The following is a 23,620-nucleotide window of genomic DNA, read 5'->3' as shown; positions in this document are numbered from 1 at the left end:
AATATAGATGCACTGGATATAAAGCGTTACAGCCAAGTTTGTGCACCACCTATGGCGCAAAGCGCTGTAAGCCTTGAACACAATAGCAGGAGACTGTCATGCCCACAGCCAATTTTCCAGACCGCGAAACCGTTGCTGCGAAACTCTCGACACTTGGCGACGAAGACGTTGCGTTTCTGCGGCTGCTGTTGGAAAATCCCACTCAGGACGAGTGCTTGACGGAAGGTCTTTTTGTTTATCTGGAAAATGCCGCACAATCACGCTTTCTCAACTCCCTCAAACTGGGACGTTGCGGTGAATGGCTTGGAAACAACGCGCCTGCGCGTTTGCAAATTCGCCTGATGGAAATATCTCGCTCCAGTCAACATGCTGCCTATCAGGCCTTTCGCGACGGGCTGGTCCGCTCCGGCGGTCTGGAGCGCGCTTATCCCAAAGCGGCCCTTTGAAACATGGCCCCCTCCAACAGTTTTATGCAGGCGCTTCAGGCCTATAAAGCGGGCAACCTCACCAAATGCCTCCGCCTTCTGGCACCGGTTTTGAAAAATCGCGTGATTGACGGCAATATTCTGCTGGTTGCGGCGCAGTGCCATGCAAAACTGGATCAGAAAATACAGGCTGCAGAACTTTACATGCGCGCGGCAGAGGCTTTGCCGGACAATAAGTCCATGTTTTTGTTGATGGCAGCAAGATTGTTCCATCAGGCCAAAGACAATGACCGCGCACTGGAAACAGCGAAGCGTGCCGCCGCCAGCGGTCCCTTTTCCGTTGAGATCCAGAACACGCTGAGGCGTCTCTTGCGCGATATGCTTGTTTTTGATGAGATTCCGGCAAGCGACGCCACTGTAGTGAATGGCATGACATCCGGCGATCCTGTGTTTTTCGCCGTGGATGATCCCTATGAGCATCTGCTGTGGTGCGGCGATGAGGCCATCAACAGCCAACAAACCAAAATGGCGGCCGGAACACCCTTCACACCTGCCTCAAAGCAGCAAAGACGCGCCCTGCCCCACCAATTTGGCAACAAGATCCGGGTCGGTTATCTCTCCGCGGATTATTCTGATCAGCATCCGACAATGCGGCTGCTTCAATCGGTTCTGCTGTCTCACGATCCGGCCCGGTTTGACATTCACCTCTTTTGTCACACCGAAAATCGGATCGTTGCCACCGATCACGGTATGCGCCAAACCTACCCCAATCTCCATGTCATCACCGATATGGACGACGAGGCGGCCTGTGCCTACATCCGCAGTTTCGACCTCGATATTCTGGTGGATTTAAAAGGCCACACGAAGGATGTCCGGGTTGATCTGATCAATCGCGGGCTGGCCGTTTTGCAGGTGGCCTATATCGGCTTTCCAGGATCGGCCTATGGCATTGATTGCGATTACGTGATCTCTGATCCGATCGTGACGCCGGATAGTTCCCGCCCCTATTATCATGAAAAATTGTGCCGCCTGCCGGAATGCTATCAGGCCAACGATAACCGCCACCGCCTGCTGGTGCCTGCTGCATCGCGCAGCTCTCTTGGCTTGCCAGAAGATGCGTTTGTGCTGGCATCCTTCAACGCCGTGCGCAAGATTTCACCCTTTACCGCCCAATTGTGGGCGCGGGTGATGGCAGCCATTGCCGATTCGGTGCTGTGGATTTTGTGCGAAGGCCCGTCACGACAGGCAAATCTTATCGAGTTTATGGGCAAACACGGTATTTCTGCAGACCGGATCTTTTTTGCCGATACCGCCACCTATAGCAATCACATTGCCAGACTGCAGGCGGCAGACCTCGGGCTTGATACTTACCCCTACAATGGACACACCACGACGTCGGACAAGCTCTGGGCCGGATTGCCGGTGATCACCTTCAAAGGCAGCAATTTTGCCTCACGGGTGTCTGAAAGCCTGCTGACAGCACTTGGTGTGCCTGAGCTCGTGGCAAATGATCCTGATCATCTGGTTGATCTTGCCGCCTCGCTTGCCAAAGACCGTGCCAGCCTCGCAACCATTCGGCAGAAAATTTCGGATCGTCGCTTAACCGCGCCATTGTTTGACACCGAGCGCTTTACCCGCCATCTGGAAGGCGCATTTGAGCTGATGGTGGAGCGCGAAAAAGCGGGCCTGGAGCCAGATCATATGGATGTCGCACCACTGCCACCAAGGCACGCTCCTTTTCAGTAACGCTTAATTGGGCACAGTGCCAATCACTGCAATGATTGGCCCCAAAGGATGGGCGTGATCGATACGCCCCTGTGCTGGTTCTGCGAGGCTGGAGATGGTGCCATCCAAAAACAGCGCGTTCGGTGTGTCCAGTGAATCGCGGAAAAATACCGCCATATCATAGAACCGAACCGGCTGATTGCTCATGACAAAGACAACCTTCTGATTGCGATCCACGCCCACACCATTGCGAATTTTGAGGCTATCGCTCTCTGCCAAAAATTTGGGATGGATCGCCCCATCAATCACCAGCATCGGGCCGGATTGGGTAGCATAGTCTGGCTCGATTGATTTTGTCAGGTAGTTTTGCGTTTCCAGCACGCCAGCCTTGCCGTCTTTGAGGTAGAAAACGCCATTGGGCTTCAAGAAAAAATTGCCCCAACCATCCTCTGTGCGCGCTGGCGTGCGGATCATGCCATTGCTGACAAACAGGCCGACCGGACTCAGATCGGATTCATACATGCCACCATTTGTGGCAAACAAAAGCGTATGCCGCTCTGCCCAAAGCTGGGTAACCAGCGGATAGAAGCCGCCAAAGGGTTCACCACCGGGCGCTCTATCATAGATACGGATGGTTTGTTTTGACGGATCAAATCGGCAGACACGATAGCTCGTGCCGGAAAAGGTTTCGTCGGTGCAACCTCCAGCGGGTGGTGCAGAATACGCAGCCCCTGCTGAAACCGCCCAAAGCATGGCCAATACAGATGCCGTGTTTTTCAACTTACCTCACTCAAATTCGCAGCATGAAGCATGCCTTCATAGACCACCGCCAACGCAGGCTAGAGTTTGTCAGGGAAAAGTGGAATCCGGTTTTCCCGAATAGACAAACTCAAACAAGGGAATCGAGAGTCTGTTTGGTTCAACTTGAACCTGACAGACTCTAGAAGACGCAGAAATCACGCCGACATGATGGCAACAACGACAGACGCTGGTTTGATCTTTTGCCAACAGGCCCGGTAGAAATTGCGATTCCTGTTCTTGTCTGCTATCGACCCATGATGACGATGGCAACACGCCATAACAAGGCCCGCAGGATTGCTGATTTGCATTCACAGTCACCGGGGAGGTTCCCGCGTGACGGAGACTGGAATGCTGTTTATTTTGCTGGCCAAGGGCTTTTTATTGGGTATCGCGGTTGCGGCACCTGTTGGGCCAATTGGCACTCTGTGCATCAACCGCACGATTGAGCGCGGCTTTTGGCAAGGTGTGGCCACTGGAATCGGCGGAGCACTTGGAGACACGCTGTTTGCCATTGCCGCCGCTGCGGGCTTTGCCGCCATGCAGGATTTTTTGCGCGAAATCTCGCTGCCGTTAAAATTGATTGGTGGCTTGCTGATTCTGATTATTGGCATTCAAACGCTGAAACCAAGACCTGCTCGCGTGGCAAAAACAGGTGATGTTGCCAGCGACATTGCACGGGTGACCCTATCAACCTTCCTGCTGACCATCACCAATCCGGCCACGCTCTTTGGATTTGTGGCGCTATTTGCAGGCGCTGGACTGGCCGATACCGGTGGCACCAGCCCATTTTTTCTGGTTGCTGGTGTGTTTATCGGCTCACTATCATGGTGTTTCATGCTCTGCGGTGCCGTCCGCTGGATGCATCACAAATTGCCGGACCATTTCACCGCCTGGATTTCCAAGGGTTCGGCAATTCTGCTCATTGGCTTCGGGTTGGTGTCTCTGGCGCTCGCCGCAAAACAAATGTGGGCGTAAGCTCAGACCGTTGCCTGCTCGCGCTGCTTGGCAAGCTCTGCCAAATCAGCGGCCTTCAATTCCACAGATTCACCACAGCCACAGGCCGAAGTCTGGTTGGGATTGTGGAAGGTGAAGCCTGAGCGCAGTGTTGTGGTCTCAAAATCAATCTGCGTGCCCAAAAGATAGAGCACAGCGGCTGGCTCCAGCCACACTTTCGCGCCATCATGCTCGATCAGGTCATCCTTGGCATTGGGTTCGCGCACCAGATCGATGGTATATTCCATCCCGGCACAGCCGCCTTTTTTGATGCCAACGCGAATGCCCTTGGCATCGGGACCCGAATTTTCCACGATTTCCTTCACGCGGTTGGCTGCCGCATCGGTCATGGTCATCACCGCAAAGCCCATTGTCTCGTCTCCTTCTCACAACCGGGGTCAAGGTCCGGTGCTTCGATCGTCAAGATGTAATGTTTGATCCGCCCGTACACAAGGAGGCGGCCAAAAGGCGGTCGGCTTAATACCAGCCGACAGCCACTTGCGCTTCTTCGGACATGCGATCGGGGGTCCATGGTGGATCAAAGGTCATTTCGACCGTCACGCCGGAAACACCCTCGACAGAACCAACCGCATTTTCAACCCAACCCGGCATTTCACCCGCCACCGGGCAGCCGGGCGCTGTCAACGTCATCATGATTTTCACCATGCGGTCATCTTCGATATCAACCTTGTAGATCAGGCCAAGCTCGAAAATATCCGCCGGAATTTCAGGGTCATACACCGTCTTCAACGCCGAGATGATATCATCCGACAAGCGCGCCACTTCTTCGGGCGCAAGAGAGGTATGAACGATGCCCTCACGAACATCTGGCTTTTCCTGGTTTTCGCTTACCGTCATCATCTTATCCTCAAGCAAAGAAGCCCTTTGCATAGTCCAGCGCATCCGCCAAGGCATCAACTTCTTCGCGGGTATTGTAAAGCGCAAAGGATGCACGGCAGGTCGAAGTCACACCAAAACGTGTCAGAAGCGGTTGGGCACAATGGGTGCCAGCCCGCACAGCAACGCCCCGCCGATCAATGATCGTTGACACATCATGCGCGTGTATGCCCTGAAGTTCAAAGGAGAAAATCGCTCCCTTGCCGGGCGCATTGCCAATAATCCGCAAGGAATTAATGGCCGACAGCCGCTGATGGGCATAGGCTGTCAGATCCGCTTCATGGGCGGCAATGGCTTCACGGCCAAGGCTTTCCATATAATCCAGCGCATAGCCAAGACCAATGGCCTGCACAATTGGCGGTGTGCCAGCCTCAAACCGATGCGGCGGCTCATTATAAGTCACATTATCTTGGCTGACATCGACAATCATTTCGCCGCCCCCCATAAAGGGCTGCATCTGGCGCAAACGATCCATCTTGCCATAGAGCACGCCAATGCCCGATGGACCATAGAGCTTGTGGCCGGTCATCACGTACCAGTCACAGTCAATATCGCGCACATCCACAGGCATGTGCACGGCACCCTGACTGCCATCGACCAGCACCGGAATGCCGCGCTCTTTGGCAATGCGGCAAACTTCTTTCACCGGAACCACCGTGCCCAAGGCATTGGACATATGGGTGATGGCAATCAGCTTGGTGCGCTCTGTGAGGCTTTTTTCAAACGCCTCGATATGAAACGCGCCATCATCATCCACCGGCACCCACACCAGCTTGGCACCTTTACGCTCACGCAAGAAATGCCATGGCACAATGTTGGAATGATGCTCCATGATGCTGAGGACAATTTCATCGCCCTCGCCGATCTCTTTCATGCCATAGCCATAGGCAACCGTATTGATCGCCTCTGTGGAGGATTTGGTGAACACCACTTCATCCACAGAGCCAGCATTTAAAAACCGGCGCACTTTTTCGCGGGCCGCTTCATAGGCGTCGGTGGCTGCATTGGAGAGAAAATGCAGGCCGCGATGCACATTGGCATATTCATGCGAATAGGCGTGGCTGATGGCATCAATCACGCTTTGCGGCTTTTGTGCCGAGGCACCATTGTCCAGATAGACCAATGACTTGTTACCATGCACCATGCGCGACAGGATGGGAAAATCCTGCCGCACTTTTGCCACATCATAAGGTGCAACGTCAGAACCGCCATTGGTCTTGTGCTGATCAGCCATGGGTTTCCAGCCAATCGGAAATCACCCCTTCAAGGGCTTCCGTCAGCGCCTCATCTTCGAGTTCTTCTGCAAGTTCGGCCACAAAGGCTTTTACCAGCAGACCGCGGGCAGGCTTTTGCGGAATGCCACGCGCCATCAGATAGTAGAGATGGTTTTGGTCAATATCGGCAACCGTTGCACCATGGGCGCATTGCACGTCATCGGCAAAGATTTCCAGCTCGGGCTTGACTGAAAACTCGGCATCGTCCGACATCAACAGCGTGTTGCAAGCCATCCGGGCATCGGTTTTTTGCGCATCCGGAGCAACCCGGATCTGGCCTTGAAACACACCACGGGCGCGATCAAACACCACGCTGCGGATCACTTCCGTCGATGTGGTGTTGGGCACATCATGGCCAAGTGTCATGGTCACATCGGTATGGCTTTCACCACCGAGAAGGTTGACGCCGCGCAGCATGAAATCCGAGCCTTCGCCCGCTGTTTTCACATGAATTTCCTGCCGCACCAGCTTGCCACCAGCGTTTATGAAAAACAGCTTCAACTTGGCATTTTCGCCCAGCGACACCTTGATCTGACCCAGATGCGTATCAGACAAGCCTTGCTGCTGTACAATCACCCACGTCACTTCAGCGCCATCGCCCAGTGTCAAATCGCTGACATTGGTGATGAAGGCAGCACTGTCTCCGGCATTGCGATGACGCTCAATAACCGTGGCTTTGGAATTTGCACCAAACCGCGCAGGAATGCGGGTGTGGACATGCCCGCCACCATGGCCCGCCTGAATCTCGATTGCCTTTTCAAGCTCGGCGTTGTCTTCGACCGTCACAACATAGCCGTCGCCAACAAAGCTACCATTGATCCGGCCAATCGCATCATCATTGGACAAAGCGACCAGCTCTGGTGCTGCTGTGCCATCACGCAGGGTTTCAGCGTAAGACGAAATGCCCACACCTTCCAAACCCGACACGTCATGGCTCACACCTTGACGCAATTCAAACACGCGCGCGGCTTCCACCAATGGTGCCACTGCTTTTGATATAGCCGAGACCTCGGCATCTGGCAGTGTACGTAGCAATGTTTTCAGATCGGTGTAGTGCCAGGCTTCGATACGGCGCGTTGGCAGGCCAGCCTTTTTCAGATCGTCAAACAGAATGTCGCGCTTGCCCAAAACTGCGCCATCACCCGGCAGATCGCCGATATGTGCGGAATAGAACGCGTTGAGCGCCTCCTCGGCCGGTGTAGACCGGTTGGCAGCTTGAATGTTCATAATAACACTCCCTCTCCCGACCAATCAGGCCGCTTCGCCAATGATATCGGCATAGCCATTTGCTTCCAGATCCAGCGCCAGGCTCTTGTCGCCGGTCTTGATGATCTGGCCCTTGTAGAGAACATGAACCGTGTCGGGCACAATGTAGTCCAGCAAGCGCTGATAGTGGGTGATCACAATGGTGGCCCGATCCGGCGATTTCAGCGCATTGACGCCATCCGCCACGATCTTCAGTGCATCGATGTCGAGACCAGAATCGGTTTCATCGAGAATGCAAAGCTGCGGTGCCAACAGCGCCATTTGCAGAATTTCTGCACGCTTCTTTTCACCACCGGAGAAGCCAACATTGAGCGGACGCTTCAGCATGTCAGGATTGATCTTCAATTCGGCAGCGGCTTCCTTGACCTTGCGGATAAAGTCCGGGGTCGTCAGTTCAGCTTCGCCGCGCGCTTTACGCTGCTCATTCATGGCCACTTTCAGAAATTGCATGGTGGCCACGCCCGGAATCTCGACCGGATATTGGAAAGCGAGGAAAATGCCCTTGGCGGCGCGTTCCGCCGGGTCCAGTTCCAGAATGCTCTCGCCATTGTAGAGGATTTCTCCCTCGGTGACTTCATAGTCCGAGCGGCCCGACAGAATGTAGGACAGCGTGGACTTACCAGAGCCGTTTGGCCCCATGATAGCCGCCACTTCGCCAGCCTTGACGGTCAGGTTCAGGCCACGGATGATTTCTGTGCCGTCTTCGGCAATACGGGCGTGCAGGTTTTTAATCTCAAGCATTTTCTCTATCCTTTCGGACGAATAGTGTGATGCGCTTTTGCGCAGAAATGGGAGCTGGGATGCGCGGTCGGACCTTAGCCGACCGAGCCTTCAAGGCTGATGCCAATCAGCTTTTGCGCTTCCACCGCAAATTCCATTGGCAATTCCTGGATCACGTCGCGCACAAAGCCGTTGACGATCAGGGCAATAGCCGCCTCTTGCGGAATGCCGCGCTGCAAGCAGTAAAACAGCTGATCTTCCGAGATTTTCGAGGTGGTGGCCTCATGCTCGAACTGTGCCGACGAGTTTTTCGCCTCGATGTATGGCACGGTATGGGCACCGCATTTGTCGCCAATCAGCAAGCTGTCGCACTGGGTGAAGTTACGGGCATTGTCCGCCTTGCGGTGGGCCGAAACCTGACCGCGATAGGTGTTGTTGGAAAAGCCCGCCGAAATGCCCTTGGAGATGATGCGGCTCGATGTGTTCTTGCCGAGATGGATCATCTTGGTGCCACTATCGACCTGCTGATGCCCATTGGACACCGCAATCGAATAGAACTCACCACGCGAACCATCACCACGCAGGATGCAGGATGGATATTTCCAGGTAATCGCCGATCCGGTCTCCACTTGAGTCCAGGAAATCTTCGAGTTTTTGCCACGGCAATCGCCACGCTTGGTAACGAAGTTGTAGATGCCGCCCTTGCCATCCTTGTCGCCCGGATACCAGTTCTGGACGGTAGAATACTTGATTTCGGCATCGTCCAGCGCCACGAGTTCAACCACGGCAGCGTGCAGCTGGTTTTCATCGCGCTGCGGGGCTGTGCAACCTTCCAGATAAGAGACGTATGCACCCTCTTCGGCAATGATCAGCGTGCGTTCAAACTGGCCGGTGTTTTTCTCGTTGATCCGGAAGTAGGTGGACAATTCCATCGGGCAACGCACGCCCTTGGGAATGAACACGAACGAGCCATCGGTAAACACAGCCGAATTCAGCGTTGCATAATAATTGTCGGTGACTGGCACGACCGTGCCGAGGTATTTCTTCACCAGATCCGGATATTCGCGCACGGCTTCCGAGATCGACATGAAGATCACACCAGCCTTCATCAACTCAGCCTTGAAGGTGGTGACAACGGAAACCGAGTCAAACACTGCATCCACAGCAATCTTCGGACGTTCCACGCCCGCCAGAATTTCCTGCTCGCTCAGCGGAATGCCCAGCTTGGCATAGACCTTGAGAAGCTCGGGATCGACCTCATCCAGCGATTTTGGCCCCGCTGTGCTTTTCGGCGCGGCGTAGTAGTAAATATCGTTGAAATCGATCTTCGGATAATTGACGCGCGCCCATTCCGGCTCTTCCATCGTCAACCAGCGCTGATAGGCGTCGAGGCGCCATTGCAGCATCCATTCCGGCTCTTCTTTCTTGGCAGAAATAAAGCGGACAATATCTTCCGACAGGCCTTTGGGGGCCTTGTCGACTTCGATCATGGTTTCAAAACCATATTTGTACTGATCGACGTCGATCTGGCGGACCTGATCGATCGTTTCCTGTACGGCAGCCATTCGCGTTCTCCAATCTCGCCGGGTCCAAGGTCCGGCAGCTTGTCAACGTTGAAAGCGGGGTTCCGCTTCAATGTAGGTATTGAGGGCGAGTTTTTCACCCCTTGTTATTTCCGAATTTCTCTTGCGCAATCTTAACATCGCGCAAGTATTCTCGAATTCTTATGCAGCCTGACCAGAATGCTGGCGACGCGCTGCAATTTTTGCAAACACCCTGACCACAGCATCCACATCCGCTTGCGTGGTGGCGGGTCCAATAGAGATCCGCAAACCACCCACACCCGCGTCAAGCCCCATGGCTGTTAACACATGGCTTTGCCCAACCTTCCCAGAAGAGCAGGCAGCTCCCGCCGAGAGCGCCACACCTTCAAGATCAAAGGCAATTTGCCCCGTCTCCGCCTTCAAACCCGGCAGGGTGAAAAACGTCGTATTGCCAATGCGCTCTGCGACCTCGCCATGGATAACCAGATCTTCTGCCGCATTGCGCATGCCCGCTTCCATCTGATCGCGCAAGGTTCTGATACGCAAATTGCGATTTATCAAGTCATTTATCGCATATTCGGATGCTGCGCCAAAGCCTGCGATCGCGCATAGATTTTCTGTTCCACCGCGATGTCCCTTTTCCTGCCCACCGCCGCGGATCAGCGGCTCCGGCATCAGCATTTCACCACGGGCAATCAGCGCACCGACACCCTTCGGACCGCCAAGCTTGTGAGCGGAAATTATCAGAAAATCCGCATCAAGTGCCTCGATATCCACCGGCATGCGACCCGCGGCCTGCACGGCATCCACCACCAACACACCACCCTTGGCATGAACAAGCGCTGCAACATCCGCCACCGGCTGAATAACGCCCGTCTCATTGTTGGCCAGCATCACAGCCACCATTGGCAAGCCATGCTCGGCCGGATGATCTGCCAGCAGCATCTCCAGAGCAGCAAGATCGAGAATACCAGTTTTCAAAACCGGAATTTCAACCACGCGCTCAAACCGCCCTCCCATGCGCACGGCAGGGTGCTCAATGGCCGAAACATACAGCGTACCAAAAGACAGAACGGAGCGCCCCATCTTGTAGCGCGGCGACAAAACCGTATTGGCAGCCTCAGTGGCGCAGGAGGTAAACACCACATTCTGGGCACTCGCACCCACAAGAGCCGCCACCTGACGGCGCGATTTTTCCACCAACGAGCGGGCGCTTCGGCCTTCGCTATGCACAGAAGACGGGTTGCCGGAAAGCATCAGAGCTGCCATCATCGCTGCACGCGCTTCATCAAGCAGCGGAGCCGTGGCATTCCAATCCATATAGATGCGCTCAATTGCCATCTTTTTCCCGGTTTCCAAGTTTTTTAAAGGCTCAATGCCGACTTCAGTCACGAAAAGTGCATTTTCCTTGAATTTCTTACCAAGCTTGTCCTATGACACAATCCAACAACGTGGTTGAGTCATAAAATTTCGAATGGTTCTAAACTGCGTTTTAGAAAAGCTGACTGTCCCCGTCAAGTCATCTCTCGGATGCACGTGGGCCTATACGCGAAAAAAGACAAGCAAGACCGGAGTATCTATGCCCGAAGTCATCTTTAACGGACCAGCAGGTCGCCTCGAAGGTCGCTATCAGCCCTCTAAGGAAAAGAGCGCGCCGATTGCGATCATTCTGCATCCGCATCCGCAGTTTGGCGGCACGATGAACAACCAGATTGTCTATCAGTTGTTCTACATGTTCCAAAAGCGCGGTTTTACGACGCTCCGTTTCAACTTCCGTGGCATCGGTCGCAGCCAGGGAGAGTTTGACCACGGCGCTGGCGAATTGTCCGATGCGGCGTCAGCTCTGGATTGGGTGCAGAGCCTGCACCCTGATTCGAAAAGCTGCTGGGTGGCGGGTTATTCCTTTGGCTCTTGGATCGGCATGCAGCTTTTGATGCGCCGCCCAGAAATTGAAGGCTTTATTTCTGTGGCACCGCAGCCAAACACCTATGATTTCGCCTTCCTCGCACCCTGCCCTTCCTCTGGTCTCATTATCCATGGCGATCAGGATAAAGTGGCACCAGAAAAAGACGTTCAGGGTCTTGTGGATAAACTGAAGACCCAGAAGGGTATTCTGATCACCCAAAAGACCATGCCGGGTGCCAACCACTTTTTCTCCGGTCAGGTCGATACATTGATGGCTGAGTGCGAAGACTATCTGGATCGCCGCCTTGAGGGCGAGCTGGTTCCAGAACCCGCCGCCAAGCGTCTGCGTTAATGACACTTAGGGCCGCTCGGAACACCTCCCCGCGGCCCTATTCATATTGCAACCGCAACAATCTATGTTAGCCTCGTAAAACCATTTGGTTTCGAGGGCTTTTCTATGGACCTGCATTCCGCTATCGCCTTTACACTAGCCTTCTTTCTGTTTGCGGCAAGTCCAGGCCCCGACAACATGACGGTTATAGCCAGAACCCTGTCACACGGGCCATATTCTGGCATTGCCTATGGACTGGGGACAGTCACGGGCATTCTTATTTACCTCACCCTTGCCTTTATGGGGTTGTCTGTCCTCGCCAGCGAAATGGGAGGCGTCATGACAGTGCTCCGTTTCGCAGGTGCTGCTTATCTCATTTGGATGGGCATCCGGTTGTGGACAGCAATCCCGGTTTTACCCGAGCGTCAACCTGTGCACGCCAGACAATCAATTATACCAGTGTATTTCACAGGCTTTGCATTGAACCTCGGCAACCCCAAAATGCCACTCTTCTATTTGGCGCTGCTGCCAAATTTTGTGCCCTCATCCTTCAACAGCACCGTCTTTATCGACATCGTCGCCATCATCCTGATTGTTGAAACTGTGGTGATCGGTGGTCACGTCTGGCTGGCCGGTCGCGCGCGCAACGTGCTAAAAACCCCAAAGGCTATCACGATCGCCAATAGGCTCACCGGAGGATTTCTGGGAGCTTCAGGGGTCGCTATTCTCGCGACCGCCCATAAAAATTGAAGTTTCATTAAGGTTTTCTGCCAGCGATTTGCCCTATTCCTTGACTTTAGCCCGTTTTGGGCCTATTCCGCGCTGGCGTTAACGCCTGTTTCTATGGCGCTTCAAATAAAGTTCGTAAGAACGGAACGGATATCATTTCCCTTTGACCACATTCGCTGACCTTGGCCTGAGCCAAAAAGTTCTTTCTGCTGTCACCGACGCCGGCTACACAGTGCCGACGCCCATTCAGGCAGGCGCAATTCCGCCAGCCCTGATGCGCCGCGACATTTGCGGCATTGCCCAGACGGGCACCGGCAAGACCGCCTCTTTCGTGCTGCCGATGNCGCCGGCTACACAGTGCCGACGCCCATTCAGGCAGGCGCAATTCCGCCAGCCCTGATGCGCCGCGACATTTGCGGCATTGCCCAGACGGGCACCGGCAAGACCGCCTCTTTCGTGCTGCCGATGCTGACATTGTTGGAAAAGGGCCGCGCGCGCGCGCGTATGCCGCGCACGCTGATTCTCGAGCCAACACGTGAACTCGCAGCTCAGGTTGCTGAGAATTTCGAAAAATACGGCAAAAACCACAAGCTCAACATTGCACTGCTGATTGGTGGCGTGTCCTTTGATGAGCAAGACAGAAAGCTGGAGCGCGGCGCAGACGTTTTGATCTGCACCCCCGGCCGTCTTCTGGACCATTGCGAACGTGGCAAATTGCTAATGACCGGCGTGGAAATCCTGGTGATCGACGAAGCCGACCGCATGCTGGACATGGGCTTCATTCCCGATATCGAGCGCATCGCCAAATTGATTCCCTTTACCCGCCAGACGCTGTTTTTCTCGGCAACCATGCCGCCGGAAATTCAGAAACTGGCGGATCGGTTCTTGCAAAATCCTGAGCGCATTGAAGTGGCCAAGCCATCCTCAACGGCTTTGACGGTAACACAGCGCCTAATCGCCTGCCCCAACAAGGATTATGAAAAGCGCGCGATCTTGCGCGACATTATCCGGGCGCAGGATGATTTGAAGAATGCCATCATCTTCTGCAATCGCAAGAAGGATGTGGCCGATCTGTTCCGCTCGCTGGAACGCCATGGTTTTTCGGTTGGCGCTCTGCACGGCGATATGGATCAGCGTTCGCGCACCAATATGCTGGCTGGCTTCAAGGACAATCAGATTACCCTTCTGGTTGCCTCAGACGTTGCAGCCCGTGGCCTCGACATTCCAGATGTCAGCCATGTGTTCAACTTTGATGTGCCAATCCATGCGGAAGATTATGTCCACCGCATTGGCCGCACGGGTCGTGCAGGCCGCTCCGGCGCCGCTTTCACGCTGGTGACGAAGTCGGATACCAAATATCTTGACGCGATTGAAAAACTGATCACTAAGAAAATCGAATGGCATGATGGCGATATCGCCTCTCTTCCTGCCGCCGTTGAGGGCGAAAAAGAAGAGCGTCGCGGACGGGGCAAAGGTCGTGAGCGCGACCGTGATCGTCGCCCGGCGGCAAAAGCCGCAGAGCCAAGTCATAAAGCTGACACTGCAACTGTGCAGAATAGCGTCGAATCGGCTGAAGAGGTCGTGGTAACCAAGGTGGATAGCGTGAAGCAAGAGCGCAAGGCAGACAAGCGATCGAATCAGGGCAATCGGGACCAGCGGCACAATCAGTCGCCAAACCCGGCCAATGATGATCATCGCGAGCGCCGCCGCAATCACTATCGCGACCACGACGATGGCCCGACACCGATTGGTTTTGGCGATGACATTCCAGCTTTCATGCTGATTGTTGCCAACGCAAAAGCATAAATGAAGCCGGGTATTGATTTTCCGGGTGTCGGCGTGGGACTTGCCATCTTAAAGGATGGCAAGCTTTTGCTCTATAAACGCATGCGCCCACCCGAAGTTGGCTACTGGAACATTGTTGGCGGCAAAGTGGATGTGCTGGAGCGTTCAGACATTGCTGCCAAGCGCGAGGCTGAAGAGGAAACCGGCCTCTCCATCGGCAATATTGAATTCGTCTCCGTGACAGAACAAATTGTCGAGGCTGATCGCCAGCATTGGGTCTCTCTGCTTTATAAGACAGATGATATAACCGGCGAAGCGCAGTTGACCGAGCCAGACAAGCTCTCGGATTTCGGCTGGTTTGCGCTGGATGATTTGCCCGAGCCACTTTCGGCTTTCACGAAAGCGATTCTACCGTTTCTTCGCTAGAGCCTTTTTCGCACTCGGCTTATGGGTGCGAAATCCGGCCTCATAGGCCAGCGTCACCCATTTTGCCATCTCATCCGGATCATCAAAAGCATTCTCGGGAATCGACCAATAAGGCATGGCAACGGGCTTTTTGTCCTCTCGTTGATATGTCCATTGGCGCGCGCCAGCCTGCTCAAACAGGGGTGCGGTTTCGGCGTCTGCTTTCAACAAAATCTCGTCGAACAGATCGAGCGCAATGATGACACCGTGGTGGTAAATGCCTTTGCCACCAAACATGCGGCGTATGGAAACAGGCCCAAGGGCGCAGAACATCTCTTCAATATCTGCATTGTCCATGGCACCACCTCACCCATCATGCAACAGTATGGAAGCCTCGATTAAGATAGAGCAGAGAGGCTGACGTATTGCCCATCGTCAACCCGACAACCTCGCCAAAAAGCACGGTATGGCTGGGCGTCACTTTGCGGTCCACCACCCGGCATTCATAAGCGGCAATGGCATCTGCCAACACAGGTGCGCCCGTGGTTCCTGACGTCCATGTGCCAAAGGCAAACCGCTCCTCGGTGCTTAATTTTCCAAAGCCTGCAAAAGCACCGGCCAGCGCCTCGTGTTGCGCGCCCAGTGTGTTGAGCACAAAGCAATCGCTTTCAAAAAACGGCTGGTTGTTTTCATTCTGATTGTTGATGCAGGCCAGCAGCATCGGCGGCTGGTCGGAAACGGAGCAGGCGGCTGTGATGGTTGTGCCGCGAATGATATCGCCAAAACGGGTGGTTACAAGCTGAACGTGTCCGGCGTAGCGGCTCATCGCTTCACGATAATCCAAAGCATCGATGGCCATTATGTTTCACTTACCCTTCGTCGGAATCAATTTCTAACTGGCTATAGAGCATGATGGGCCAGGATTAAACCATAGCGAAAATTGCTGTGCCGCAAATTTCCGTTTCCTGCGCGCCACTGCGCCCTACAATTGATATTACGCACAAAGCTTCGCTTTGGTTCTCTATATCCGATGTGTCGTTTGCCGATTAAATCGATTCCGATTTCATACATTATGCAGTAGGATCAAAAGATATTCATCATGATCCGGACCATAATGACCTTTCGCCCTGCTCTATCCGTTATTTTCACAAGCACTTTGCTGTGTGCAGCCCCCGCTTTTTCCATGACAATTGGATTGGTTGCTCCGCAGCATGGCCCTTACGCACTGTTGGGGGAGCAAATGGAGGCCGGTGCGCGGGCGGCATCGCAGGCAAGTGACGACAAGCTTGTGATGATTGATGAAAGCTGTGAGGCAGGCAGTGGAACAGCCATCGCGGATGAGCTTATTGCAGCAAAAGTGGATGCGGCCATTGGGTTTCTGTGCAGTGAGAGCCTTGAAACAAGCCTGCCGAAATTGGCGGATGCCCATATTCCAGCGCTCACACTGTCTGTGCGCTGGCCGACCATTATGGAAGATGCATTGAAAAAGCACTGGCCATTTTACCGGATGGCTCCGAGCAACAAAGCGGAGACGAGCAAAATTGTCGATGTGCTTGTGAGCCAATGGCCGGGCTTTGCCGTCGCGCTGATTGATGATGGCACGATAAGGGGTCGTGAGTTGGTGGACAGTCTCCGCGCGCCTCTTGAGCAGCGCGGTATGAAAGCAGTCTTCAACGACACCTATCGCCCCGGGCAAGAACAGCAGATTTCACTGGTGCGACGTCTTAAAAAAGCAGGCGCGACCCATGTTTTTATCGGCGGTGACCGCGCAGACATCAGCATCATCGCCCGCGACGCCAAGGCAGAAAGCATTGCACTGACTGTGATGGGCGGAGATGGGATGCGGGCGGCGGACAGGCCCGTGCCGCTGGCAGATAGCGTTTTAGCGGTGACCACGCCCAATTATGCCACCTTGCCCAGCGCGCAAGCCGTAACAGCCAAATTCCGCAAAAACAATATTGAACCGGATGGCTATACCCTGCCCGCCTATGCTGCCGTGCAGTTTTTAAATGCGGCTAGCCAGCAAGCAGACAACCAACCACTGGGTGACGCTATTGCGAAAACAATGGTGCAAACCGTTATTGGCCCCATCAGCTTTGATGCACATCACGAGTTAAGCGAAAACCCCTACCAGTTGCTGGAATGGCGGGACGGGGCATTTCAAACGCCCCTCACCCAATAATCTCAACCCTCATAGGGCCAGACGGGCCGGGTAAAGACCCCGCCGTCAACCCACAACGTTTGCCCGGTGACAAAGCTTGCCGCTTCGCTTGCCAAAAACATCACCGGCCCCACAATATCATTGGGCGTACCCACGCGCCGAAGCGGCGTGACTTTGCCCCACGTCTCGGCATAATCGGGTGCCTCATCGAATGTGCGCTCTGTGGCAATGGCACCGGGTGCTACGCAATTGACCCTGATGCCATTGGGGCCAAGCTCGACCGCCGCAACCTTGGTAAATTGCTCCACGCCGCCTTTTGATGCCGTGTAATCCACCAGGTTTGGAAACGCCGTCTTGTTGCAGCCAGACCCGATATTGATCACCGAGCCACCTTGACCTGCGGCAACCATGCGCTTGGCGGCGGCTTTGGTATTGAAAAAGGTGCCGCTCAGATTGGTGCGGATAACGCGGTTCCAATCCTCTTCTTTCAGCTCCAGCAAACTCGACCATGTTTGCACGGCAGCGTTATTGATCAGCACATCCGGTGCGCGGCCCGCCCAAATACAAGCGGCATCAAAAAACGCCTCAACAGCCGCGCTATCGCCAACATCGGCCAAAAGACCAAGTGCTTCATGTCCTGAAACCTCCAGTTCAGTTATCAGGCTTTGCGCAAACCCATTGTCTCCAACATAGCTGAAGGCCACTCGATCACCGCTCTTTGCAAAGGCTTTCACCAATTGCCGCCCTATGCCGGTGCTACCGCCGGTGATCACAACAAGTCTTTTCATGTCTTCTCCCCTGTCCTGCTCCAGATGCCGGTTTTAGCGTGCTCAAAGCGGCCTGTCCAACCAAGCAATTATAGCTGCGAAAGCGCAACACAAAGCGATCAAACTTCTGCGCAATCAGTTGTCGCACGGATACGGGAATGCTATGCAGCGGCAACAGGTTCTGCCGTTTCGGAGTATTGCACATATGACCCGCCCGCTGCTCATCGCCCCTTCAATCCTTGCGGCCAATTTTGCCAAACTTGGACAAGAAGTGAGTGATGTTGTCGAGGCTGGCGCAGACTGGATTCATCTCGATGTGATGGATGGGCATTTTGTGCCCAATATCTCGTTTGGCCCCGCCGTCATCAAAGCACTTCGCCCGCACACCAAGGCGGTGTTTGATTGCCATCTGATGATTGCACCCGCCGATCCCTTTCTGCCCGCCTTTGCCGATGCGGGCTGCGACTACATTACTGTGCATGCCGAAGCAGGTCCGCATCTGCACCGCTCACTGCAATCCATCCGCGCGCTTGGCAAGAAGGCCGGTGTTTCGCTCAATCCGGCAACGCCGGTATCCATGTTGGAAAATCTGATTGACGACGTTGATCTGATCCTGATCATGAGTGTGAACCCCGGTTTTGGTGGCCAGAGTTTCATTCCCTTTGCCGCCGATAAAATCCGCCAGGCCAATGCTTTGATTGGTCCGCGCCCTATCGCACTTGAGGTTGATGGCGGCATAACTGTCGAGACTGCCCCGATTGTGACAAAAGCCGGTGCAAATGTGCTTGTCGCTGGATCGGCGATTTACAAAGGTGACGGTGTGGACGATTATAAAAAGACAGTATCAGCATTGCGGGTTGCCGCTGAAGGAGGCCGGGCTTGAATATCTCTTGGCTTCGCGGCACGCTCGTTGCCATTGTCTCATTTGCTGCCCTGCCCGCATTTGCTGGCGATATCGCCAGTGTAAACCCTATAGGTTTTTCAAGCGACGGCAGTGTGTTTGCATTTGAGGAATATGGCATTCAGGATGGGTCGAACATAGCCTATTCCAATATTTATGCCATTGATCTGACCAATAACACCTTCCTGCCGGATACGCCGGTGCGTATTCGCGCTGACGACGACAAGGCTGGTCTTGCAAGCACGCGGCAAAAAAGCCTCAATCAGGTGACCAAAATCATCCAGCAGCGCGACCTGCTCAATCATCCTGGTGAGATCGTAGCGTTTAACCCAATCAGCCAGGTTGGTGTTGATGGCCACACCCTCAGCTATCGGCTGCATAAGGTGCAGCCCGCGGTTGGCCAGCCATATACGTTGAAGCTTGAAGAGCTGGATGAAGGCGCGCCCGCAGCCTGCAAAGATCAGGTGCCGACCATCAAGGGTTTTCGCCTGCGTATGACCGAAATTAACGGAGCCAAGCAGGATAAGGTTGTCTATGAAGACGGCCATGTGCCTGCCAGCCGCCGCTGTCCCACCGGCTACCGGCTTGGTGGTGTTGTGACCTACCAAATTCCCGGCGGTGCTGTGGTGCAGATTGCGCTGGTGCTGGTGCTGAACCCATCAACCCAAGGCTCGGATGGGCGCTGGCTGGCCGTGCCCATCAAGCCCTGAATGACATTCGCATGGCAGGTCGCACCTGCTTCCAAACCGTTGAGAATGCCGACGACCTTTGCTAGTTCCACGGCATTCACCGCAAGATAAGAAGGCAAATTCATGATCCCGCGCTATTCCCGGCCAGAGATGGTCGCTATCTGGTCTCCCGAAACCAAATTCCGTATCTGGTTTGAGATCGAAGCCCATGCTTGCGACGCGCTGGCCGAGCTGGGCGTGATTCCAAAAGAAGCCGCAAAAACCATCTGGGAAAAGGGCGGCGCTGCGGAATTTAACGTGGCCCGGATTGACGAGATTGAAGCGGTCACCAAGCATGACGTGATTGCCTTCCTGACGCACCTCGCCGAGTTCATTGGCCCAGACAGCCGCTTCGTGCATCAGGGCATGACCTCTTCCGACGTGCTGGACACCACACTGAACATTCAGCTGGTTCGCGCCGCCGACCTGCTGCTGGCCGATATGGACCGCGTGCTGGCCGCTCTGAAAGCCCGTGCGTTCGAGCACAAGGATTCGGTGCGCATTGGCCGCAGCCACGGCATCCACGCAGAACCCACCACCATGGGCCTGACCTTTGCCCGCTTCTATGCCGAGATGGAGCGCAACCGCGCCCGTCTCGTCAACGCCCGCGCTGAAATTGCCACGGGTGCCATCTCTGGCGCTGTTGGCACCTTTGCCAATATCGACCCGGGCGTGGAAGAACACGTCTGCGAAAAGCTAGGCCTCGTGCCGGAGCCGGTTTCCACGCAGGTCATCCCGCGCGACCGCCACGCCATGTTCTTTGCCACATTGGGTGTGATTGCCTCGTCCATCGAAAACGTTGCCATCGAAATTCGCCACATGCAGCGCACCGAGGTGCTGGAAGCCGAAGAGTTCTTCTCGCCGGGCCAGAAAGGCTCCTCGGCCATGCCGCACAAGCGCAATCCGGTGCTGACCGAAAACCTCACCGGCCTCGCCCGCCTGGTACGCATGTCGGTTGTCCCCGCCATGGAAAACGTAGCCCTTTGGCATGAGCGCGACATCAGCCACTCCAGCGTCGAACGCGCCATTGGCCCAGACACCACCATCACGCTCGATTTCGCGCTGAACCGTTTGGCTGGCGTTGTTGAAAAGCTGGTGATCTACCCAGAAAACATGCTGAAAAACATGAACAAATTCCGCGGCCTCGTGATGAGCCAGCGTGTGCTGCTGGCGCTGACCCAAGCTGGCGTTTCCCGCGAAGACAGCTACCGCCTCGTGCAGCGCAACGCCATGAAGGTTTGGGAACAGGGTAAGGACTTTTTGGAAGAATTGCTGGGCGATGCTGAAGTGCGAGCAGCCCTCACGGAAGAGCAGATCCGCGAGAAGTTTGACCTTGGCTATCATACCAAGCATGTCGATACGATTTTCAAGCGGGTTTTTGGGTGAAGCCTCAGCTGCGCCGCTACATGCGGCGCAGATTATTTAAGGTGAACCGAAATCGCTTTATCTAAAGATTTCTCAATCATTAATTTTGTTAAACGTCTGTAACGCTTGGTTTGACTCGAAAAATTCCGAGGATAATTTGAAAAAGTTCGGCTGCATCGACGGACATACTTCAAAAACGTCCAAGTATCGTAACCTGTATCTTGATTATAAGTCACGTCTCTGAGAAGATTGGTTTCAAGTTGCAGAGAAGAATAGTTTGCCCTTATCCAAATCTCACCCTTGCTTCTGTATCTCTTAACGTAAGCGCAAGCAGAACCGTAAGCGCGTCGCTTCATTTTCCGCCAAGCATTTGAAAGTGTAGAGTTTTTTATCTGAATAGAGGCTCCATCGTATTGAAACCCAAGATATTCAAGGCCGTTTGCTGACGCCCTTCCAAAAACACGACTAAAATCTTGGACTAAGCCATTTCTAGAAAAACGACTAATACTAACTTTTTTGTCCTGAATTTGCAGCTTGCTGCCATAATGCCGGATACGAGTCTGCAAAAAATCTTTAACTTCAAAATCTGAGATCGAATTAGATTGGGGAATTACAACAATAATGTCATCTGAGTAGCGCATATAAATACCAGAATGCTCAGAAACCCAAGAATTGACTTCAGCGTCAAAATCCATCAAATAGAAATTTGCAACCAAGTCAGAAATTGGAGTACCTTGCGGTATACCAAAATTAAATCCATTTTTTTGAATTAGACTTGGAAAGTTCGGGTCTCCCCCCGCAACTAAATTTCGAAAATCTTCCACGCTACAAAGCTGTTTATAATACTTTCCTTTTAGTAAATCGATTTTTCGCTTTCTGCGTTCGCCCCTCGAACCCACTGCTGGATGTACCATTAGCTCGAGTCTTTTCATTATTTTATCATAATCTACGACAGAGTATTTCGTGATAGCATTAAAGACAGCTTGATGATCAGGCGGCAATGGCTGTTTTATGAGCGCCTCCCAGCACTGACGAATACGCCCGTGGTCCAAACTCTCAAAATATGATTTTATATCCACGACGGTAACTATACAGTTATCGCAAGAACGAATGAAATCAAAAACTTCTTTAGCAATATCAATACTAGATTTATTTCCACCACATGCTCGAGGCAAGCGCCTGTAGGCTACAGGCACGGAAGATAGACCCTTGAGTTTTAGCTCTGCTTCAAAAAAATCTGATAATAACGCACGGTATCTAGCAAAAATCGCAGCATCTATTCGAGCTGCATAACGAAGAGGGCGTTTCTTTTCTATCCTCTTACCGCCGTGCCGAAAACGTATCCAACTCTCAAAAAATCTAATTAATGGAAAGAATGAATGACGCGACACCAAATTAGGATCATTAGCAATAGAGGCTAATAATTCTTCAGATATAGTACGATCGAAATGGAGATATTTTTTTATATCTTTATCACGAGGTATCCAATTTTGCTGAGTGGAGGCAATAACACAATCAGGCATTGTACAGTTATCGCCTCCGCCCTTACAGCATGGCATTTGCGCCACTATCATCCCTTACCAACGATATTGTATATACTGTATTCGTAGTGATGAGCTTAATCGGCATCATCATAAAGAATAACGAAATCATCATAATCAGGAGAATAGATCCCATGATCACATTACCCGCCATCTTTCCACTTGACAGTGTAAACAAATGACTCACGCGCGACCGTGATCCGGGATTCAGATCTCTCCTCATCTTCCGTGTGGAACGCCCCATAACAACCATTTGGGGATTTCTCGGTTAAAGTTCAAGAGCCTAATTTAAAAAAAGACATGCTATATGAAACTTCTTTTTCCCATTATCAGCGTGATCCTTCTTACCCTATTGGTTTTTGCCGCACTTGTCGTAAGCGGTTGGATAACGCTGGCTCTTTGGTATCGCATTCCGGGTCTAGACATTATCCGTGGCGCAGCTTCCGGTCTGTGGCTTATATTTGTCCTTGCTATCATTTCCTTGGCTCGAAAATTACCGCTTGCCTCAGTCGGGCTGTTTCTATTGAGCTTGGTTTTCATCGGCATCTGGTGGCAATCGATCACGCCGAGCCTTGATCGAGATTGGGCGGTGGATGTATCCAAAACCGTGACGGGAACGGTTGATAACAATATCGTCACGCTCCAGAACGTACGCAATTTCAACTGGACAAGCGACAGTGCCGCCGATGCCAAATGGGAGACGCGGCAATATGATCTCAATAAGCTGAATGAGGCCGATATGGTCCTGTCCTATTGGGGCATGGATGCCATTGCCCATACGCTGGTCAGTTTTGGCTTTGAGGATGGTCAGCGCGTGGTGTTCTCGGTCGAGACACGCCGCGAGAAGACCGAATCCTATTCGTCGATAGCAGGCTTTTTCAAAACCTATGAACTGGCTTTTCTGGCCGCCGATGAGCGGGATATTCTCTATCTTCGCACCAATATGCGCAAGGAGGACACCTATCTTTACCCGCTGGATATTCCCAAACAGGCGATGCGCGCCTTGTTTTTGAATTACGTGAACTCGGCCGATCAGCTCGCCAGACAGCCCAAATTCTACGACACGATCACCACCAACTGCACCACGGTGGTGTTTGATCTTGCCCGCCAGATTGAGCCGGGCATTCCAACGGATTACCGTGTTTTGCTGTCGGGTTACCTGCCCGGCTATCTCGCAGAGCATGGAGCCTCGGTCTGGAAGCTGCCGGAGCCTGAGCTTCGCAAGCGTGCGGCCATCAGTGCCAAGGCACAGGCTGCGGGCAATTCACCGGCTGATTATTCCAGTGTGATCAGGCAGTAAAATTCTGACATTTTTTTAAGGTGCGTCAAAAGGCTGAGGGCTTTGAGCCCTTCTGTT

The 23,620-nt window shown here is 53.4% G+C and carries 25 protein-coding genes; 13 read left to right on the top strand and 12 right to left on the bottom strand.

From position 1 onward, the window contains the following. The first annotated feature begins 98 nt into the window (after positions 1-98). Positions 99-446, top strand: a complete 348-nt coding sequence (locus tag BJF95_RS18045; protein ID WP_075640809.1) for a hypothetical protein — start codon at positions 99-101, stop codon at positions 444-446. A gap of 3 nt (positions 447-449) precedes the next feature. After that, complete coding sequence (locus BJF95_RS18040; protein ID WP_083638900.1) at positions 450-2,171, top strand: O-linked N-acetylglucosamine transferase, SPINDLY family protein; 1,722 nt, start codon at positions 450-452, stop codon at positions 2,169-2,171. Between the two features lie 3 nt (positions 2,172-2,174). Here the strand turns inward: BJF95_RS18040 and BJF95_RS18035 are convergent, their stop codons facing one another. Continuing rightward, entirely contained in the window at positions 2,175-2,903 is a 729-nt protein-coding gene (locus BJF95_RS18035; protein ID WP_075640807.1) for a phosphodiester glycosidase family protein, read from the bottom strand. A 381-nt stretch (positions 2,904-3,284) separates the two neighbouring features. On the opposite strand from BJF95_RS18035, the gene BJF95_RS18030 reads away from it, so the two are divergent. Further along, on the top strand, positions 3,285-3,926 hold the full coding sequence (locus BJF95_RS18030) for a LysE family translocator (protein ID WP_342587952.1): 642 nt from the start codon (positions 3,285-3,287) through the stop codon (positions 3,924-3,926). 2 nt (positions 3,927-3,928) lie between these two features. On the opposite strand, the gene sufA is transcribed toward BJF95_RS18030, so the two are convergent. From sufA to BJF95_RS17995, 7 genes are all read right to left on the bottom strand, one after another. Continuing rightward, positions 3,929-4,315 (bottom strand): Fe-S cluster assembly scaffold SufA, encoded by a 387-nt coding sequence (sufA, locus tag BJF95_RS18025; protein ID WP_075640805.1) that lies wholly within the window; start codon positions 4,313-4,315, stop codon positions 3,929-3,931. A gap of 106 nt (positions 4,316-4,421) precedes the next feature. Further along, the gene (locus BJF95_RS18020) at positions 4,422-4,802 is read right to left on the bottom strand and encodes an SUF system Fe-S cluster assembly protein (RefSeq protein ID WP_075641130.1); all 381 of its coding nucleotides are present in this window, start codon (positions 4,800-4,802) and stop codon (positions 4,422-4,424) included. A 10-nt stretch (positions 4,803-4,812) separates the two neighbouring features. Beyond that, the gene (locus BJF95_RS18015) at positions 4,813-6,075 is read right to left on the bottom strand and encodes a cysteine desulfurase (protein ID WP_075640804.1); all 1,263 of its coding nucleotides are present in this window, start codon (positions 6,073-6,075) and stop codon (positions 4,813-4,815) included. Then, complete coding sequence (gene sufD, locus BJF95_RS18010; RefSeq protein ID WP_075640803.1) at positions 6,068-7,342, bottom strand: Fe-S cluster assembly protein SufD; 1,275 nt, start codon at positions 7,340-7,342, stop codon at positions 6,068-6,070. Before sufD ends, BJF95_RS18015 begins: the two co-directional genes overlap by 8 nt. A 24-nt stretch (positions 7,343-7,366) precedes the next feature. After that, entirely contained in the window at positions 7,367-8,122 is a 756-nt protein-coding gene (sufC, locus tag BJF95_RS18005) for a Fe-S cluster assembly ATPase SufC (protein ID WP_075640802.1), read from the bottom strand. A 74-nt stretch (positions 8,123-8,196) separates the two neighbouring features. Then, on the bottom strand, positions 8,197-9,666 hold the full coding sequence (gene sufB / locus BJF95_RS18000; RefSeq protein ID WP_075640801.1) for a Fe-S cluster assembly protein SufB: 1,470 nt from the start codon (positions 9,664-9,666) through the stop codon (positions 8,197-8,199). Between the two features lie 159 nt (positions 9,667-9,825). Beyond that, positions 9,826-10,986 (bottom strand): cysteine desulfurase family protein, encoded by a 1,161-nt coding sequence (locus BJF95_RS17995; RefSeq protein WP_075641129.1) that lies wholly within the window; start codon positions 10,984-10,986, stop codon positions 9,826-9,828. A gap of 238 nt (positions 10,987-11,224) precedes the next feature. On the opposite strand from BJF95_RS17995, the gene BJF95_RS17990 reads away from it, so the two are divergent. From BJF95_RS17990 to BJF95_RS17970, 5 genes are all read left to right on the top strand, one after another. Further along, the gene (locus BJF95_RS17990; RefSeq protein WP_075640800.1) at positions 11,225-11,902 is read left to right on the top strand and encodes an alpha/beta hydrolase; all 678 of its coding nucleotides are present in this window, start codon (positions 11,225-11,227) and stop codon (positions 11,900-11,902) included. 105 nt (positions 11,903-12,007) lie between these two features. Then, positions 12,008-12,631: a LysE family translocator gene (locus BJF95_RS17985; protein WP_075640799.1), complete on the top strand. Its 624-nt coding sequence runs from the start codon at positions 12,008-12,010 to the stop codon at positions 12,629-12,631. A 253-nt stretch (positions 12,632-12,884) separates the two neighbouring features. After that, on the top strand, positions 12,885-13,010 hold the full coding sequence (locus BJF95_RS24685) for a hypothetical protein (RefSeq protein ID WP_425348711.1): 126 nt from the start codon (positions 12,885-12,887) through the stop codon (positions 13,008-13,010). Continuing rightward, on the top strand, positions 12,968-14,416 hold the full coding sequence (locus tag BJF95_RS17975; protein WP_425348704.1) for a DEAD/DEAH box helicase: 1,449 nt from the start codon (positions 12,968-12,970) through the stop codon (positions 14,414-14,416). The genes BJF95_RS24685 and BJF95_RS17975 overlap by 43 nt, the downstream gene beginning before the upstream one ends. Continuing rightward, positions 14,417-14,821 carry an NUDIX domain-containing protein gene (locus tag BJF95_RS17970; protein ID WP_075640796.1) on the top strand — a complete coding sequence of 135 codons (405 nt, stop codon included), beginning with the start codon at positions 14,417-14,419 and terminating at the stop codon, positions 14,819-14,821. It begins immediately after the preceding gene. Here the strand turns inward: BJF95_RS17970 and BJF95_RS17965 are convergent. After that, on the bottom strand, positions 14,804-15,157 hold the full coding sequence (locus tag BJF95_RS17965; protein WP_075640795.1) for a TfoX/Sxy family protein: 354 nt from the start codon (positions 15,155-15,157) through the stop codon (positions 14,804-14,806). The two genes, BJF95_RS17970 and BJF95_RS17965, sit on opposite strands and share 18 nt — an antisense overlap. 16 nt (positions 15,158-15,173) lie before the next feature. Further along, a complete protein-coding gene (locus tag BJF95_RS17960) occupies positions 15,174-15,659 on the bottom strand; it encodes a flavin reductase family protein (protein WP_075640794.1) in 486 nt (161 codons plus the stop codon). Positions 15,660-15,899: 240 nt separating this feature from the next. On the opposite strand from BJF95_RS17960, the gene BJF95_RS17955 reads away from it, so the two are divergent. Next, positions 15,900-16,982 carry a branched-chain amino acid ABC transporter substrate-binding protein gene (locus tag BJF95_RS17955; RefSeq protein WP_083638899.1) on the top strand — a complete coding sequence of 361 codons (1,083 nt, stop codon included), beginning with the start codon at positions 15,900-15,902 and terminating at the stop codon, positions 16,980-16,982. Positions 16,983-16,984: 2 nt separating this feature from the next. On the opposite strand, the gene BJF95_RS17950 is transcribed toward BJF95_RS17955, so the two are convergent. Further along, positions 16,985-17,749 (bottom strand): SDR family NAD(P)-dependent oxidoreductase, encoded by a 765-nt coding sequence (locus BJF95_RS17950; RefSeq protein ID WP_075640792.1) that lies wholly within the window; start codon positions 17,747-17,749, stop codon positions 16,985-16,987. Positions 17,750-17,933: 184 nt separating this feature from the next. On the opposite strand from BJF95_RS17950, the gene rpe reads away from it, so the two are divergent. The 3 genes from rpe to purB all read left to right on the top strand — a co-directional run bounded on the left by rpe (position 17,934) and on the right by purB (position 20,743). After that, on the top strand, positions 17,934-18,611 hold the full coding sequence (rpe, locus tag BJF95_RS17945) for a ribulose-phosphate 3-epimerase (RefSeq protein WP_075640791.1): 678 nt from the start codon (positions 17,934-17,936) through the stop codon (positions 18,609-18,611). Continuing rightward, on the top strand, positions 18,608-19,339 hold the full coding sequence (locus tag BJF95_RS17940) for a DUF2259 domain-containing protein (protein ID WP_083638898.1): 732 nt from the start codon (positions 18,608-18,610) through the stop codon (positions 19,337-19,339). The genes rpe and BJF95_RS17940 overlap by 4 nt, the downstream gene beginning before the upstream one ends. Before the next feature lie 102 nt (positions 19,340-19,441). After that, positions 19,442-20,743: an adenylosuccinate lyase gene (gene purB / locus BJF95_RS17935; protein ID WP_075640790.1), complete on the top strand. Its 1,302-nt coding sequence runs from the start codon at positions 19,442-19,444 to the stop codon at positions 20,741-20,743. Between the two features lie 32 nt (positions 20,744-20,775). On the opposite strand, the gene BJF95_RS17930 is transcribed toward purB, so the two are convergent. After that, on the bottom strand, positions 20,776-22,290 hold the full coding sequence (locus BJF95_RS17930) for a reverse transcriptase domain-containing protein (protein WP_175577287.1): 1,515 nt from the start codon (positions 22,288-22,290) through the stop codon (positions 20,776-20,778). A 280-nt stretch (positions 22,291-22,570) separates the two neighbouring features. Here BJF95_RS17930 and BJF95_RS17925 point away from each other — a divergent pair, with 280 nt between their 5' ends. After that, on the top strand, positions 22,571-23,563 hold the full coding sequence (locus BJF95_RS17925; protein ID WP_075640788.1) for an Lnb N-terminal periplasmic domain-containing protein: 993 nt from the start codon (positions 22,571-22,573) through the stop codon (positions 23,561-23,563). The last annotated feature ends 57 nt before the right edge of the window (positions 23,564-23,620 follow it).

Origin of the sequence: Rhizobium oryziradicis, assembly GCF_001939045.1 — a bacterium.
Lineage (GTDB): Bacteria > Pseudomonadota > Alphaproteobacteria > Rhizobiales > Rhizobiaceae > Allorhizobium > Allorhizobium oryziradicis.
The sequence above is the reverse complement of the archived record's forward strand: the minus strand, read 5'-3'. Positions and strand labels throughout refer to the sequence as shown.

What these genes read in the sequence shown, in the direction of transcription:
- BJF95_RS18045 (WP_075640809.1), top strand. Translation starts at nt 99, where the DNA reads ATGCCCACAGCCAATTTTCCAGACCGCGAAACCGTTGCTGCGAAACTC.
- BJF95_RS18040 (WP_083638900.1), top strand. Translation starts at nt 450, where the DNA reads ATGGCCCCCTCCAACAGTTTTATGCAGGCGCTTCAGGCCTATAAAGCG.
- BJF95_RS18035 (WP_075640807.1), bottom strand. Translation starts at nt 2,903, where the DNA reads ATGCTTTGGGCGGTTTCAGCAGGGGCTGCGTATTCTGCACCACCCGCT.
- sufA (WP_075640805.1), bottom strand. Translation starts at nt 4,315, where the DNA reads ATGGGCTTTGCGGTGATGACCATGACCGATGCGGCAGCCAACCGCGTG.
- BJF95_RS18020 (WP_075641130.1), bottom strand. Translation starts at nt 4,802, where the DNA reads ATGACGGTAAGCGAAAACCAGGAAAAGCCAGATGTTCGTGAGGGCATC.
- BJF95_RS18015 (WP_075640804.1), bottom strand. Translation starts at nt 6,075, where the DNA reads ATGGCTGATCAGCACAAGACCAATGGCGGTTCTGACGTTGCACCTTAT.
- sufD (WP_075640803.1), bottom strand. Translation starts at nt 7,342, where the DNA reads ATGAACATTCAAGCTGCCAACCGGTCTACACCGGCCGAGGAGGCGCTC.
- sufC (WP_075640802.1), bottom strand. Translation starts at nt 8,122, where the DNA reads ATGCTTGAGATTAAAAACCTGCACGCCCGTATTGCCGAAGACGGCACA.
- sufB (WP_075640801.1), bottom strand. Translation starts at nt 9,666, where the DNA reads ATGGCTGCCGTACAGGAAACGATCGATCAGGTCCGCCAGATCGACGTC.
- BJF95_RS17995 (WP_075641129.1), bottom strand. Translation starts at nt 10,986, where the DNA reads ATGGCAATTGAGCGCATCTATATGGATTGGAATGCCACGGCTCCGCTG.
- BJF95_RS17990 (WP_075640800.1), top strand. Translation starts at nt 11,225, where the DNA reads ATGCCCGAAGTCATCTTTAACGGACCAGCAGGTCGCCTCGAAGGTCGC.
- BJF95_RS17985 (WP_075640799.1), top strand. Translation starts at nt 12,008, where the DNA reads ATGGACCTGCATTCCGCTATCGCCTTTACACTAGCCTTCTTTCTGTTT.
- BJF95_RS17970 (WP_075640796.1), top strand. Translation starts at nt 14,417, where the DNA reads ATGAAGCCGGGTATTGATTTTCCGGGTGTCGGCGTGGGACTTGCCATC.
- BJF95_RS17965 (WP_075640795.1), bottom strand. Translation starts at nt 15,157, where the DNA reads ATGGACAATGCAGATATTGAAGAGATGTTCTGCGCCCTTGGGCCTGTT.
- BJF95_RS17960 (WP_075640794.1), bottom strand. Translation starts at nt 15,659, where the DNA reads ATGGCCATCGATGCTTTGGATTATCGTGAAGCGATGAGCCGCTACGCC.
- BJF95_RS17955 (WP_083638899.1), top strand. Translation starts at nt 15,900, where the DNA reads ATGATCCGGACCATAATGACCTTTCGCCCTGCTCTATCCGTTATTTTC.
- BJF95_RS17950 (WP_075640792.1), bottom strand. Translation starts at nt 17,749, where the DNA reads ATGAAAAGACTTGTTGTGATCACCGGCGGTAGCACCGGCATAGGGCGG.
- rpe (WP_075640791.1), top strand. Translation starts at nt 17,934, where the DNA reads ATGACCCGCCCGCTGCTCATCGCCCCTTCAATCCTTGCGGCCAATTTT.
- purB (WP_075640790.1), top strand. Translation starts at nt 19,442, where the DNA reads ATGATCCCGCGCTATTCCCGGCCAGAGATGGTCGCTATCTGGTCTCCC.
- BJF95_RS17925 (WP_075640788.1), top strand. Translation starts at nt 22,571, where the DNA reads ATGAAACTTCTTTTTCCCATTATCAGCGTGATCCTTCTTACCCTATTG.